Annotated in this window: 10 protein-coding genes; 6 read left to right on the top strand and 4 right to left on the bottom strand. The window is 72.2% G+C overall.

What is annotated here, in order from left to right; all coding sequences use genetic code 11:
- The first annotated feature begins 49 nt into the window (after positions 1–49).
- Entirely contained in the window at positions 50–937 is an 888-nt protein-coding gene (locus BLW57_RS16750; protein WP_093475482.1) for a cellulose-binding protein, read from the top strand.
- Positions 938–961: 24 nt separating this feature from the next.
- Here the strand turns inward: BLW57_RS16750 and BLW57_RS16745 are convergent, their stop codons facing one another.
- From BLW57_RS16745 to BLW57_RS16735, 3 genes are all read right to left on the bottom strand, one after another.
- On the bottom strand, positions 962–2602 hold the full coding sequence (locus BLW57_RS16745) for a sodium/solute symporter (protein ID WP_093475481.1): 1641 nt from the start codon (positions 2600–2602) through the stop codon (positions 962–964).
- Positions 2599–2997, bottom strand: coding sequence for a DUF485 domain-containing protein (locus BLW57_RS16740; RefSeq protein WP_093475479.1), 399 nt, complete (start codon positions 2995–2997; stop codon positions 2599–2601). Before BLW57_RS16740 ends, BLW57_RS16745 begins: the two co-directional genes overlap by 4 nt.
- Before the next feature lie 238 nt (positions 2998–3235).
- On the bottom strand, positions 3236–4732 hold the full coding sequence (locus BLW57_RS16735) for an MFS transporter (protein WP_093475478.1): 1497 nt from the start codon (positions 4730–4732) through the stop codon (positions 3236–3238).
- Between the two features lie 444 nt (positions 4733–5176).
- Between BLW57_RS16735 and BLW57_RS16730 the strand changes: the two genes are divergently transcribed.
- From BLW57_RS16730 to mfd, 3 genes are all read left to right on the top strand, one after another.
- Complete coding sequence (locus tag BLW57_RS16730; RefSeq protein ID WP_093475477.1) at positions 5177–5965, top strand: ABC transporter ATP-binding protein; 789 nt, start codon at positions 5177–5179, stop codon at positions 5963–5965.
- Positions 5962–8544 (top strand): ABC transporter permease, encoded by a 2583-nt coding sequence (locus BLW57_RS16725; protein ID WP_093475475.1) that lies wholly within the window; start codon positions 5962–5964, stop codon positions 8542–8544. The genes BLW57_RS16730 and BLW57_RS16725 overlap by 4 nt, the downstream gene beginning before the upstream one ends.
- A gap of 256 nt (positions 8545–8800) precedes the next feature.
- Positions 8801–12343 (top strand): transcription-repair coupling factor, encoded by a 3543-nt coding sequence (gene mfd / locus BLW57_RS16720; protein WP_093475474.1) that lies wholly within the window; start codon positions 8801–8803, stop codon positions 12341–12343.
- 75 nt (positions 12344–12418) lie between these two features.
- Here mfd and BLW57_RS16715 read toward each other — a convergent pair whose 3' ends face one another.
- Positions 12419–13027: a TetR/AcrR family transcriptional regulator gene (locus BLW57_RS16715; protein ID WP_093475472.1), complete on the bottom strand. Its 609-nt coding sequence runs from the start codon at positions 13025–13027 to the stop codon at positions 12419–12421.
- A gap of 115 nt (positions 13028–13142) precedes the next feature.
- On the opposite strand from BLW57_RS16715, the gene BLW57_RS16710 reads away from it, so the two are divergent.
- Positions 13143–14075, top strand: coding sequence for an SCO6745 family protein (locus tag BLW57_RS16710; protein WP_256339499.1), 933 nt, complete (start codon positions 13143–13145; stop codon positions 14073–14075).
- A gap of 184 nt (positions 14076–14259) precedes the next feature.
- The gene (locus BLW57_RS16705) at positions 14260–14976 is read left to right on the top strand and encodes an HNH endonuclease family protein (protein WP_093475471.1); all 717 of its coding nucleotides are present in this window, start codon (positions 14260–14262) and stop codon (positions 14974–14976) included.
- Positions 14977–15061 lie beyond the last annotated feature (85 nt).

Raw genomic sequence — 15061 nt, 5'->3', positions numbered from 1 at the left:
TGCGCGAAATCATCCCGTCGTGCATGTCCGGTGGAGAGGGGTTTCCCGGATGAGCAGCGCATCGATGCCGCCGCAGGGATTCGTGACGGTCCGGGGGCGCGGCTACCGCCCCGAGCAGGTCGACGCCCGCCTCACGGCGCTGTGGCGTGAGCGGGACGCCGCGTGGGAACGGGCCGCGCGACTGACCGTGCTCGCCAAGGACATGGAGGCGGAGGCCGCGCGGCTGCGGGAGACCGTCTCGGGGCTCGCGCCGCAGGACTACGCGACGCTCGGCGCGAGCGCGCGGCGGTTGTTCCGGCTCGCGCTGGAGGAGGAGCGCGACATCGGGGAGCGCGCCCGGCGTGCGGCCCACGAGTGCGTCGCGCGGGCCGAGGCCGACGCGGAGAAGGTGCTCCGCGCGGCTCGGAAGGCGGCCGACACGCTCCGTGCCGAGGCCGACGAGCACGCCCGTCGCCGTCTCCTCGCCGCGCGCGCCGAGGCCGACGCGCTGCGCGTCGGCGCCCGGCGCGAGGTGCGGAAGGGACGCGGAGAGGCGCTCGCTGCGGTGCGTGAGGTGCGCCGGCGCACCAGCGGCCTGCTCGACGGGCAGTCCTGGGAGCACACCGGGCACTGGGCCGGGGCCGAGCGCGAGGAGAACGAGCGGGCGGCCGGCCTGGAGGCGCGGTACGCCGAGCGGATCAGCCGTGCCCAGGCCGTGCTGTCCGAGGCCGGGCGGGCACTCGCCGACGCCGAGGCGTCCGCGCGGCGCGTCCAGGAGGAGGCACACGCGCATGCCGCCGGGGTCGTCGCCGACGCGCGCGCGCGCGAGGAGGGCATCGTCCGCCGTACCGAGCAGGTGCTGCGCGAGCACGGCGAGGCCTGGGACGACGCACGGGCGCACATGGACGAGGCGCGCAGCGACCTGACCTCACTGACGGGCCCGGCCGCCGCGGAGTAGCGGCGGCCCGGCCCGCCGGGCAGGTCATCTGCGGACCGCGCCGGCCAGGATCCACCCCTCCACGGCCTCGTACTGGCGGCGCTGCTGCTCCGCCTTGGCGCGGCCGGAGACCACCGTGCCCAGCCAGCCGAAGAAGAAGCCGGCCGGGATGGAGACGATGCCGGTCGTGGTGAACGGGAACCAGTTGAAGTCGGCGTGCGGGAACGCGGAGACCGGTGACCCGGAGACGAGGTTGGTGCCCGGCATGAGCAGCAGCACCGTCAGCGAGCCCCCGATCAGCGTGCACAGCAGCCCGGCGCGGGTGTAGCGCCGCCAGAACAGGCCGTAGACCAGGGCCGGTGCCAGGGCGGACGCGCCCAGGCAGAAGGAGAGCGTCACCAGGGGCTGCAGGCTGTAGTGCTGCACCAGGGTGGCCAGCAGAATGGTCGGGATGCCTATGGCGAGCGCCGACAGGCGGGCCAGGCCCATCTCGCGGGTGGCCGGCATCTCCCGCACCCGGGCGGCGAAGACGTCGTGGGCGAGGGAGTTGGCGCAGGCGAGGATCATCCCGGCCACCGAGGCGAGCAGGGTCAGGAAGAGCGCGGTGGTGACCAGGGTGAACAGGAAGGTCTCCGCCGTCGTCACGTCCGCCCCGAACACCGCACGCGAGCCCAGCAGGTAGGCCGTGTTGCCCTGGGGATCGGCCGCGGAGATCACCGTGCGTCCCACCAGTGCCGTGGCGCCGAACCCCACCACCGTCATGACCAGCACGAAGAGGGCGACGATGGACACCGCCCAGGACATCGAGCGGCGTACCTGGCGGGCGCTGGAGGCGGTGTACATGCGCATGGTGATGTGCGGCAGGCAGGCGCCGCCGAGCACCACGGTCAGCTCCGAGGCGATCATGTCGAGGCGGGAGCGGCCCCCTGACCCGAACTCGAGCCCGGAGTGCAGGAAGGCCGGCCCGGCCCCGCTCTGCCGCGAGGCCGCGGTGAACAGGGCGCCGGGGTCCCAGTCGAAGCGGCGCAGGATCAGCAGGGCGATCACGGCGCCGGATCCGACCAGCATCACGATCTTGAAGATCTGGATGAGCGCGGTGCCCTTCATGCCGCCGATCGCGGCGTAGGCGATCATCAGGGCGCCGAGGCCCACCACACAGCCGGTCTTCAGGGACTCGTTGGTGAACCCCAGGATGAACGCCATCAGCTGCCCGGTGCCGGCCAGTTGGACCAGCATCAGCGGCAGCAGCGCGGCGATCGTCACGGCGCACACCGTGATGCGCACACTGCGGCCGGGCAGCCGGCGGGCCAGCGCGTCGCCCATGGTGAACCGGCCCGCGTTGCGCAGCGGTTCGGCCAGCAGGAACATCAGCAGCATCAGCGACAGGGCCGTGCTGAGGGCGAGGACGACCCCGTCGTACCCGCACAGGGCGATCACCCCGCCGGTGCCGAGGACGGTGGCGGCGGAGATGTAGTCGCCGGCGATGGCGAGGCCGTTGCGCAGCGGGGACAGGGAGCCGTAGCCGGTGTAGAACTCGTCGAGGTCGTCGCGGTCGGGGCCGGTCATCACGCACAGCAGCAGGGTCATCGTGGCGACGGTGGAGAAGGCCACCAGGGACATGGCCTGGCCGGAGCCGCTGAAACCGGTGAAACCCGGGCCGGCGGGGGAGCTTGCGGCGATGGTCATCGCATCGCTCCTCGCCGTGCGTCCAGTTCGGCCTGCTTGCGGATGCGGTCCGCGAGCGGGTCGACCTGCCGGCGTGCCGTGTGCTCGTACAGGGCGATCGCCAGCCAGGTGACGGGGAGTTGGAGGAGGGCGAGCAGGAGGCCGGCGGGGATGCCGTCGGCGACCGTGCTCGTCATGACGCCGGGCGCGCAGGCGGACAGGACCAGGAACAGGGTGAAGTAGCCGAGCGCGGTGAGCGTGGCGGTGCGCCGCTGCCAGCGGTAGGCGCTGCGCAGCAGGCGCAGATCACTGTGGTGGCCGAGGGTTTCGCGGGCCGGTCGGGCGGGGCGGGGCGGTTCGGGCGGGGCGGGCTGCCAGGGGTAGGTGTACGACGGGTGCGGCGGGTCGTAGGACATCCCGGGGCTCCTTGCATGGCTCGGGTCCGTGGCGGCGGACCGCAGGGAGGTGGGGAGCGGAGCCACGCACGCTACTCGCGCGTCGCGCGTCGCGCGGCGTTTTTGCCAAACTGGCCAGTCGGTATGCGCTTACTGCACGAATACGGGTGCGGGAGAGGGGTGTTACCGACGTTAACCTGCGGGAACGCCCATCGCCCCGGTCGCCCCGGTGGCACCGGTCGTCTCGGCCGCCCCGGTCTCAGTCGTCGAGGACCGGGAACCTGCGCGGTGCCACCAGCAGCAGCACCAGGAACGCCAGCACCGCCGCGCAGGCCGCGCCGAGGTACACCGCGTGCACCGCCTCGGCGATGGCCCGCCGGGTCGCCTCCGGTGCCGTTCCCGCGTCCCACGCGCGCGTGACGGAGTCCAGGTCCCCCGCGCCGCCGAGCCGCGCGGCCAGCACGCCGTTGGCGACGGCGCCGAACAGGGACGCGCCCACGGTCTGCCCGGTCTGCCGGCAGAACAGCACCGACGCGGTCGTGGTGCCCCGCTCCGACCAGCCGACCGTCGACTGCACCCCCACGATCAGGGGCAGCTGGAACAGTCCCAGCGCCCCGCCCAGCAGCAGCATCAGCAGCGTCGGCTGCCACCACGACCCCGGATACGGCAGGAACGGGAACGCGCACAGGATCAGCGCCGCGAGTCCGATGCCGGTCAGCGCGGTGTCCCGGAAGCCGATGCGCCGGTAGACGTGCTGGCTGAGCGCCGCCGACAGCGGCCAGCTGAGCGTCCACACCGACAGCACGAACCCGGCCGCCACCGGCGCGAGTCCGAGCACCGACTGCGCGTACGTCGGCAGGAACACCGCCGGCGCCACCATCAGCAGCCCCAGCGCGCCGAGCGCCAGATTGACGGCGGCGATCGTCCGCCGCCGCCACACCCACCCCGGGATGATCGGCTCGGCGGCCCGCCGCTCCACCGCCACCACGACGCCGGCCAGCGCCAGGCCCGTCCCGAACAACGCCAACGACGGTGCGGACAGCCACGGCCACGCGACCCCGCCCTGCACCAGCGCGGTCAGCAGCACCCCGCCGCACGCGAACACGGCCAGCGCGCCCGCCCAGTCCACGCGCGCGCGGGGCGCCCTCCGCCGTTCCGGCTCGTGCAGATGACGCACGACCAGCCACAGCGCGGCCGCGCCGATCGGCAGGTTGACCAGGAAGATCCAGCGCCAGTCGGCGTACGCCGCGAGCACCCCGCCGAGCCCGGGCCCGGCGACCGCGGACACCGCCCACACCGTGGACAGCCTGGACTGGATCTTCGGGCGCTCCGCCAGCGGATACAGGTCGGCGGCCAGCGTCTGCACGGTGCCCTGCAGCGCGCCGCCGCCCAGACCCTGCACGATCCGGAACGCGATCAGCGCCCCCATGTTCCAGGCCGCCGCGCACAGCAGCGAACCCAGCAGGAACACCGCCGCGCCCACCACCAGCACCGGCTTGCGGCCGAAGGTGTCGGACAGCTTGCCGTACACGGGGAGCGAGACGGTCACCGCCAGCAGATAGCCGGAGAACAGCCAGGAGAAGACGGAGAAGCCGCCGAGGTCACCGACGATCTGCGGTACCGCCGTGGAGACGACGGTCGAGTCGAGCGCCGCCAGTGCCATCGCCAGCATCAGCGCGGCGACGACCGCTCCGCGTCGCCGGGTGTCCGGCCGCCGGGCCGCGCCGCCGCGTATCGCGGGTGTCGTGCTCCCCACCGTGTACCCCCCTGCCCGCCCGCGGGGCCGAGTCGCGTGCCCCTTGCATCCGTTTCCGGTACGACAGCTTCCCACGCGGCCCGCGACTTGACCCTGACGCGACGGGAGGGTGGAGGCTTGCCGCACCGAAGGGTGGAGACGACCCCGAGTCCGCCTCCACCCGGCGGTGGAGGACCCCTAGGGGCACCTCCTTACTACGGCTCGGGGAGGGTTCGTCCCGGCGGAGGACGAGCCGGTGCGGGTGCGGTCCTTAACCTGGCTTTATGCCGCAGGGGGGCGGTCGGCCGTACCGGTGGGGGTGGGGTTTTCCCCCCGGAAAGAGGGGGCTCCGCACCAGCGCGCGGCACCCCCGCCGGCCGAGAGACTCATCGACGTACCCAGGACGACGCTTCGGCACACCGGAGCACCGAGCCACGCACCTGCCATTCGACATAGGAGACTTACGTGACATCGGCTGTGACCATTCCCAGGCACGGGGGCACTGGAGGGCGTACGGCCGTTGCCGCGCGAGCGCGGCAGGTCGTGAAGGCGTACGGGTCCGGCGAGACCCGTGTCGTCGCCCTGGACCACGTGGACGTGGACATCGCCCGCGGCCAGTTCACCGCGATCATGGGCCCCTCGGGGTCCGGCAAGTCCACCCTGATGCACTGCCTCGCCGGCCTGGACACCGTGACGAGCGGTCAGATCTACCTGGACGAGACCGAGATCACCGGCCTGAAGGACAAGAAGCTCACGCAGCTGCGCCGGGACCGGATCGGGTTCATCTTCCAGGCGTTCAACCTGCTGCCGACGCTGAACGCGCTGGAGAACATCACGCTGCCCATGGACATCGCCGGCCGCAAGCCGGACAGGGCCTGGCTGGACCGGGTCGTGGAGACCGTCGGGCTCGCCGGACGGCTCAAGCACCGGCCCACCCAGCTATCCGGCGGCCAGCAGCAGCGCGTCGCCGTGGCCCGCGCCCTCGCCGCCCGGCCGGAGATCATCTTCGGTGACGAGCCGACCGGAAACCTCGACTCGCGCGCCGGCGCCGAGGTGCTGGGCTTCCTGCGCCGCTCCGTGGACGAACTCGGCCAGACCATCGTGATGGTCACCCACGACCCCGTGGCCGCCTCCTACGCCGACCGTGTGCTCTACCTCGCCGACGGCCGCATCGTCGACGAGATGTACCAGCCGACGGCCGAACAGGTCCTCGACCGCATGAAGGACTTCGACGCCCGGGGGCGTACGTCATGACCGTCCTGAAGACCTCGATGCGCAACTTCTTCGCGCACAAGGGCCGCATGGCGCTGTCGGCGGTCGCCGTGCTGCTCTCGGTGGCCTTCGTCTGCGGCACCCTCGTGTTCACCGACACGATGAACACCACCTTCGACAAGCTGTTCCAGGCCACCGCCTCGGACGTGACGGTCAGCGCCAAGGGCTCCTCCGACACCGGCCAGACCACCTCCCGCACCGGCAAGCCGCCGGTGATCCCGGCCTCCGTGATCGGCAAGATCCGCGACGCCCACGGCGTGAAGTCGGCAGAGGGCACCGTGTTCTCCACCTCCGTCACCGTCGTGGACGGCGACAAGGACAAGCTGTCGCCCAGCAGCGGCGCGCCCACCATCGTCGGCAGCTGGAACGGCAACGACGCCCGCACCATGAAGATCACCACCGGAGCGGCGCCCAAGGGCCCGGACGAGGTGATGGTCGACGCCGACACCGCCGACAAGCACCACCTGAAGCTCGGCGACGACATCGGCCTGATCTCGGCCGTCGGCACCCGGCACGCGCGCGTCTCCGGCATCGCCGCCTTCAAGGTCACCAACCCCGGCGCGGCCATCTTCTACCTGGACACCAAGACCGCCCAGCGGGCCCTCGTCGGCGAGAGCGGCGTCTACACCAACGTCAACGTCACCGCCGCCCAGGGCGTGAGCGACGCGCAGCTGAAGAAGGACGTGCTCGCCGCCCTCGGACACGCCTACAAGGTGCAGACCGCCAAGGAGGTCGCCGACGCCAACCAGAAGAGCGTCCAGAGCTTCCTGAACGTCATGAAGTACGCGATGCTCGGCTTCGCCGGTATCGCCTTCCTGGTCGGCATCTTCCTGATCATCAACACTTTCTCCATGCTGGTCGCCCAGCGCACCCGGGAGATCGGCCTGATGCGCGCCATCGGCTCCTCCCGCAAACAGGTCAACCGCTCCGTGCTGCTCGAGGCCCTGCTCCTCGGCGTGATCGGCTCCGCCCTCGGCGTCGCCGCCGGCGTCGGCATCGCGGTCGGCCTCATGAAGCTCATGGGCCAGATGGGCATGCACCTGTCCACCGACGACCTGACGGTGGCCTGGACGACCCCGGCGCTCGGCCTGCTCCTCGGCGTGGTCGTCACCGTCCTCGCCGCCTACCTGCCCGCCCGCCGCGCCGGCAAGATCTCCCCGATGGCCGCCCTGCGCGACGCCGGCACCCCCGCCGACGCCAAGGCCGGCATCGTCCGCGCGGTCGTCGGACTGGTCCTCACCGGCGCCGGCGGCTGGAGCCTGTACGTCGCCGCCACCGCGGACAAGGCCACGACCGGCTCGGGCTGGCTGGGCCTCGGCGTGGTGCTGACACTGATCGGCTTCGTCGTCATCGGCCCGGTCCTCGCCGGCGGCCTGGTGCGCGTCCTCGGCGTGGTCATCCTGCGGATCTTCGGCCCCGTCGGACGGATGGCCGAGCGCAACGCCCTGCGCAACCCGCGCCGCACCGGCGCGACCGGCGCCGCCCTCATGATCGGCCTGGCCCTGGTGGCCTGCCTGTCCGTCGTCGGCTCCTCCATGGTGGCCTCCGCCACCGACCAGCTCGACAAGACCGTCGGCACCGACTTCATCATCTCGCCCGACAACGAGCAGCTGATCAAGGCGGACGAGGTCGCGGCCGTCAAGTCCGTCCCGGGCCTCGCGCGGGTCACCGAGTACCGGCCGACCAGCGCCGCCTTCACCACCCCGGACGGCAAGACCCTGGAGAAGACCGACATCACGGGGGCGGACCCGTCCTACGCGACCGACCTGCGGACCAAGACGGTCGCCGGCGACCTCAAGGACGCTTACCTGCCCGACTCGATGTCGGTCCACGAGAAGTTCGCCGAGGACCACGGCATCCACCTCGGCTCCCGGATCACCGTCGCCTTCCAGAACGGCACCACCGCCGCCCACCTGACCGTACGGGCGATCACCAGCGACGACACCGTCATCGACAAGGGTGCGATGTACACCTCCGTCGCCACCATGGCCAAGTACGTCCCCGCCGGTCGGATGCCGCTCAACCAGCTGCTCTTCGCCTCCGCCGAGGACGGGCAGCAGGCCGCCGCCTACAAGGCGCTCAAGACCGCGCTGCACGACTACCCCGAGCTGACCGTCCGCGACCAGACCGACTACAAGAAGGCGCTGAAGGACCAGATCGGCCAGCTGCTCAACATGATCTACGGCCTGCTGGCGCTCGCGATCATCGTCGCGGTCCTCGGTGTGGTGAACACCCTGGCCCTCTCGGTCGTCGAGCGGACCCGGGAGATCGGCCTCATGCGGGCCATCGGCCTCTCCCGCCGCCAGCTGCGCCGCATGATCCGCCTGGAGTCCGTCGTGATCGCCGTCTTCGGCGCCCTGCTCGGCCTCGGACTGGGCATGGGCTGGGGCGCGACCGCGCAGAAGCTCCTGGCCCTCCAGGGCCTGAAGGTCCTGGAGATCCCGTGGCCGACGATCATCGCCGTCTTCGTCGGCTCGGCCTTCGTGGGACTGTTCGCCGCGCTGATCCCGGCCTTCCGGGCGGGACGGATGAACGTGCTGAACGCGATCGCGACGGAGTAGCCGCGCGAGCCGACGACCACCGCACACGGGGGTTGCGGGGGAGTGCCCGGTGCCGGGAAGTCCAGCCAGGACTTCCCGGCACCGGGTTTTCGGCCGTCGTGGGGCCTTCCACCCGGCCGGGCACCTGCCACCCGACGGCGGAGTTGTCCACAGGCTCCGACGGCAACGCCGACGGAGTCGTACGCTGGACAACCCCGGCCGTCACACGTGTCGGGTCGTTCGTGTTGCCCACCCATCGGGACGGAAAAAACCCTCCATGAGTCTGCACGGTCTGCTCGACGCCGTCGTCAAGGACACCGCTCTCGCGGAAGCGATCAAGGCCGCCGCGGACGGCAACCGCATGCACGTCGACCTCGTCGGCCCCCCGGCGGCCCGCCCCTTCGCGATCGCCGCCCTGGCCCGCGAGGCCGCCCGCCCGGTGCTGGCCGTGACGGCGACCGGCCGGGAGGCCGAGGACCTCGCGGCGGCCCTGCGCTCGCTGCTGCCCCCCGAGGGCGTCGTGGAGTACCCCTCCTGGGAGACCCTCCCGCACGAGCGGCTCAGCCCCCGCAGCGACACCGTGGGCCGCCGCCTCGCCGTGCTGCGCCGCCTCGCCCACCCCCGCCCCGACGACCCCGAGACCGGCCCGGTCTCCGTGGTCGTGGCGCCCGTGCGCTCCGTCCTCCAGCCGCAGGTCAAGGGCCTCGGCGACCTGGAACCGGTATCCCTGCGCGCCGGACAGAACGCCGACCTGAACGACGTCGTCGAAGCCCTCGCGGCCGCCGCCTACGCGCGCGTGGAGCTCGTCGAGAAGCGCGGCGAGTTCGCCGTGCGCGGCGGCATCCTCGACGTGTTCCCGCCCACTGAGGAACACCCCCTGCGCATCGAGTTCTGGGGCGACGACGTCGAGGAGATCCGCTACTTCAAGGTCGCCGACCAGCGCTCTCTCGAAGTCGCCGAGCACGGCCTGTGGGCCCCGCCCTGCCGCGAACTGCTGCTGACCGAGGACGTCCGGGCACGCGCGCGTGCCCTCGCCGAGGAGCACCCCGAGCTCGGCGAACTGCTGAACAAGATCGCCGAGGGCATCGCCGTCGAGGGCATGGAGTCCCTCGCCCCCGTCCTCGTCGACGACATGGAGCTGCTGATCGACGTCCTGCCCAAGGGCGCCATGGCCGTCGTCTGCGACCCGGAGCGGGTCCGCACGCGCGCCGCCGACCTGGTCGCCACCTCCCAGGAGTTCCTGCAGGCCTCCTGGGCGGCCACCGCGGGCGGCGGCGAGGCACCCATCGACGTCGACGCGGCCTCCCTGTGGTCCATCGCCGACGTCCGCGACCGCGCGCGCGACCTGGACATGATGTGGTGGTCGGTGTCGCCGTTCGCGGCGGACCTCGAACCGGACGTCCTCGACGGGGACACCCTCAGACTCGGCATGCACGCCCCCGAGACCTACCGCGGCGACACCGCGCGGGCCCTCGCCGACACCAAGGGCTGGCTCGCCGACGGCTGGCGCACGGTCTTCGTCACCGAGGGCCACGGGCCCGCCGCCCGTACCGTGGAGGTCCTCGGCGGCGAGGGCATCGCCGCCCGCCTGGACGCCGACCTCGACGCCCTGAGCCCCTCCGTGGTGCACGTCTCCTGCGGCTGCGTCGAGTACGGCTTCGTGGACCCGGCGCTCAAGCTCGCCGTGCTCACCGAGACCGACCTGTCCGGGCAGCGCACCGCCAGCAAGGACGGCGCCCGCATGCCGGCCCGCCGCCGCAAGACCATCGACCCGCTCACCCTGGAGCCGGGCGACTACATCGTCCACGAACAGCACGGAGTCGGCCGCTACATCGAGATGGTGCAGCGCACCGTGCAGGGCGCCACCCGCGAGTACCTGGTCGTCGAGTACGCGCCCGCCAAGCGCGGCCAGCCCGGCGACCGCCTCTACATCCCCACCGACCAGCTGGAGCAGATCACCAAGTACGTCGGCGGCGAGGCCCCCACCCTGCACCGCCTGGGCGGCGCGGACTGGACCAAGACCAAGGCCCGCGCGAAGAAGGCCGTCAAGGAGATCGCCGCCGACCTGATCAAGCTGTACAGCGCGCGGATGGCCGCCCCCGGCCACGCCTTCGGCGGCGACACACCGTGGCAGCGCGAGCTGGAGGACGCCTTCCCCTACGCGGAGACCCCCGACCAGCTCACCACCATCGCCGAGGTCAAGGAGGACATGGAGAAGTCCGTCCCCATGGACCGTCTGATCTGCGGCGACGTCGGCTACGGCAAGACCGAGATCGCCGTACGGGCCGCCTTCAAGGCCGTGCAGGACGGCAAGCAGGTCGCCGTCCTCGTGCCCACCACCCTGCTGGTGCAGCAGCACTTCGGCACCTTCTCCGAGCGGTACGGGCAGTTCCCGGTGAACGTGAAGGCCCTCTCCCGCTTCCAGACCGACACCGAGGCCAAGGGCGTCCTGGAGGGCCTGAAGGACGGCGCGGTCGACGTCGTCATCGGCACCCATCGGCTGTTCTCCTCCGAGACCAAGTTCAAGGACCTGGGCCTGGTCATCGTCGACGAGGAACAGCGCTTCGGCGTCGAGCACAAGGAGCAGCTGAAGAAGCTCCGCGCCAACGTCGACGTGCTGACCATGTCGGCCACGCCCATCCCGCGCACCCTGGAGATGGCGGTCACCGGCATCCGCGAGATGTCCACGATCACCACGCCCCCCGAGGAGCGGCACCCGGTGCTGACCTTCGTCGGGCCGTACGAGGAGAGGCAGATCGGCGCCGCCATCCGCCGTGAACTGCTGCGCGAGGGCCAGGTCTTCTACATCCACAACCGGGTCGAGTCCATCGACCGCGCGGCGGCGCGCCTGCGCGAGATCGTCCCCGAGGCGCGCATCGCGACCGCCCACGGCCAGATGTCGGAGTCCGCGCTGGAGCAGGTGGTCGTCGACTTCTGGGAGAAGAAGTTCGACGTCCTGGTGTCCACCACGATCGTCGAGTCCGGCATCGACATCTCCAACGCCAACACCCTGATCGTGGAGCGCGGCGACAACTTCGGCCTGTCCCAGCTGCACCAGCTGCGCGGTCGCGTCGGCCGGGGCCGGGAGCGCGGTTACGCCTACTTCCTCTACCCGCCGGAGAAGCCGCTCACCGAGACCGCGCACGAACGCCTCGCGACCATCGCCCAGCACACGGAGATGGGCGCGGGCATGTACGTCGCGATGAAGGACCTGGAGATCCGCGGCGCCGGAAACCTGCTCGGCGGCGAGCAGTCCGGGCACATCGCGGGCGTCGGCTTCGATCTGTACGTCCGCATGGTCGGCGAGGCCGTCGCCGACTACCGGCGTCAGCTGGAGACCGGCGAGGCCGAGGAGGAGGCTCCGCTCGAGGTCAAGATCGAGCTGCCCGTCGACGCGCACGTCCCGCACGACTACGCCCCCGGCGAGCGGCTGCGACTGCAGGCCTACCGGGCCATCGCCTCCGCGAACTCCGAGGAGGACGTCAAGGCCGTCCGCGAGGAACTCACCGACCGCTACGGCAAGCTGCCCGAACCGGTGGAGAACCTGCTGCTGGTGGCCGGGCTGCGGATGCTCGCGCGCGCGTGCGGCGTCGGCGAGATCGTCCTCCAGGGCACGAACATCCGCTTCGCGCCGGTGGAGTTGCGCGAGTCGCAGGAACTGCGGCTCAAGCGGCTCTACCCGGGCACGGTCATCAAGCCGACCGCGCACCAGGTGCTGGTGCCGCGCCCGAAGACCGCGAAGGTCGGCGGCAAGCCGCTGGTCGGACGCGAACTGCTCGGCTGGGTCGGGGAGTTCCTGGCCTCCGTGCTGGGGTCGTAGGGAGGCGGCCGGAGGGCGGGACCGTACCGTCCTCCGGCCACCGGGCGGCCGACGCCGGCGCCTGGCGCCGGCCGGTCAGCCCTGGCGCTGGTCCGGGCCGGCCGAGTGGAACAGCATGCCCGCCAGCGTGTGGAACACCTCTTCCGGGTCCCGGTCGCCGACGGCCGTGTCCAGATTGCGGCCGAGCAGCAGCGTGGCGAAGCCATGGGCCAGGGACCAGGCGGCCACCCCGGCCAGGCCGGCGTCCTGGCCGCGGTCGCCGGGATCGACCGCGGAGACCGCCGTGCGCAGGGCGTCGGCGGCCAGCGCCCGGGCGGTGGAGAGCTCCAGGTCGTCCCCGCGCAGCAGCCCGGGGGTGAACATCACCTCGAAGTGCGCCGGGTGTTCGCGGGCGAAGCGCACGTAGCGCACGCCCGCCTCCCGAAGGTCGCGGGCGTCCGCGAGCGCCTGTGCCAGAAGGCCGTAGCCCTCGGCGGCGATCGCGGTGAGGAGCCCGGCGCGGTCCTTGAAGTGGTGCGCGGGCGCCGCGTGCGAGACCCCGGCCCGGCGCGCCAGATCGCGCAGGCTCAGGGCCGAGGGGCCGTCGGCCGCGATGACCTCCAGCGCGGCCGTGAGTACGGCACGGCGCAGATCACCGTGGTGGTACGACCGCTGCGACGCGGCCGGGGACTTCGCGGGACTCATGGCAAGCAGCGTACGCCAAATCTAGGCATTGACAAGTTCGGCCGCGCCCGGCAATCTAGTCAGTGTCAAGTTCAGGTGTGGCCGAACGGGTCGCACACGGGGGAGGAGACGCGTCATGTCCGAGCGGACCGGCAAGGGGACGGCGACAGGGGTGACGGCCGCGGGTGCGGCCGTGGGCGCGGAGGCGGTGCCGGCGGCGCGGGCCCGCCAGTTGTGGCACCTGCTGGAGCCGTTGCACGCGCTGCTGTACTACGCGCCCGAGGTCTTCGAGGAGTCGGCCGCACTGGGCTACGCCCCGACCGACCGCTGGCCGAGCTACTTCCCGCTGCGCGCGGCCCCGTTGGGTGCGGCCGGACCGGAGCGGGTGACCTCCGCCTTCTACAGCTTCGCGCCGCACATGGTCGCCGAACACATCGAACGCGCCTGGGACGTCGCGAGTCCGCAGCAGGTGCTGGACGCGCGCCTGCGCGGCATCGACCGGGCCTACCGCGCGATCCTGGGCGACCGGGTCGACCGCCCCGAACTGGCCGAGGCCGCCGCCCTCGCCCGGCGCGCGGCCGAGGCGGCCGGCACGGCGGGCCGCCCGCTCGCCGCGGCCAACGCCGCACTGGCCTGGCCCGAGGCCCCGCACCTGCAGTTGTGGCACGCCGCCACGATCCTGCGTGAACACCGGGGTGACGGCCATCTCGCCGCCCTGCTCCTCGCGGACCTCGACCCCGTCGAGTCCCTGGTCTCCTTCGCCGCGATCGGTGCCGCCTCCGCCGAGCGGTTCGAGAGCCGCGGCTGGCGTCCCGAGCAGTGGTCGGCCGCCGGTGCCCGCCTGGCCGGCCGCGGGCTCCTCACCCCGGACGGTACGGCCACGCAGGAGGGCCTCGCCCTGCGCCGACGCGTGGAGGAGGACACCGACCGTCTTGCCGCCGCCCCCTGGCAGACCCTCGGCAGGACCGGCGTCGACCGCCTCACCGAACTCCTCGGCGACTACTGGGTCGCCGTCCTGTCCACCGGACTGCTCCCCTCGGAATCCACCCTCGGCATAGGCAAGGTGTGAGCGGGCGCACGCAGCCGGCAGCCGTGCTCCCCCGTCGCGACGTCAGGTGACGCCACCAGGGCCCGCCTTGCCCGCCAATCACCCCATTGCGCCCCATCCTCCGTCAACGGAAGGGCGGTTACCGTGGGACGGAACGATCCGCCGCCGGCCGAGGGGCGGACAGGGCGAGCAAGGAGGGCGCACCGTGACGCGTCTGAGGGGCGGGGCGGTCACAGCCGTGGCCGTGCTGGTCGCCGTGACCGGCTGCAAGGTCGAGCAGACCGGCGGGGCGTCCGGCCCCGAGGAGACGGGCGGCGGAGGCGCGGCCCTGAAGGCCGCCGACTCACTCACCGTCAAGGGGCGTGCGCCGAAGACCGGTTACGACCGCGAGCGGTTCGGCACCGCCTGGGCGGACACCGACTCCAACTCCTGCGACACCCGCGACGACATCCTCAAGCGCGACCTGAAGGAGGTGAGGTACACCGGCGGCACCTGCAAGGTCACCTACGGCCTGCTCGACCCGGACCCGTACTCCGGCAAGGAGATCACCTACCGGCGCGGCCGCAGCCAGGTCGACATCGACCACGTCGTCGCCCTGTCGGACGCCTGGCAGAAGGGGGCCAAGTACTGGGCCCCCAGCAAGCGGATAGCCCTCGCCAACGACCCCCTCAACCTCATCGCCGTCGACGCGAGCACCAACCGCGGCAAGGGAGACGGCGACACGGCCACCTGGCTCCCGCCGAACAAGACCTACCGCTGCACCTACGTCGCCGCCCAGGTGGCGGTCAAGAAGAAGTACGGCCTGTGGGTCACCGCCGCCGAGAAGACCGCCATGAAGAAGGTCCTCGCCACCTGCCCGAAGCAGAAGCTCCCCTCGGGCGGCAACCCGACCGAGGCACCGAAGCGCTTCCGGGCGCACTGACAACGCCCGGCACGCCGGTCCAGGTCCGCTGCGAACCGGAGCGCGGGCATGCCGCCTGCGTCGAGCCCGGCGCAGGGCCACCCGC

Origin of the sequence: Streptomyces sp. 1222.5, assembly GCF_900105245.1 — a bacterium.
Classification (GTDB): domain Bacteria; phylum Actinomycetota; class Actinomycetes; order Streptomycetales; family Streptomycetaceae; genus Streptomyces; species Streptomyces albidocamelliae.
The sequence above is the reverse complement of the archived record's forward strand: the minus strand, read 5'-3'. Positions and strand labels throughout refer to the sequence as shown.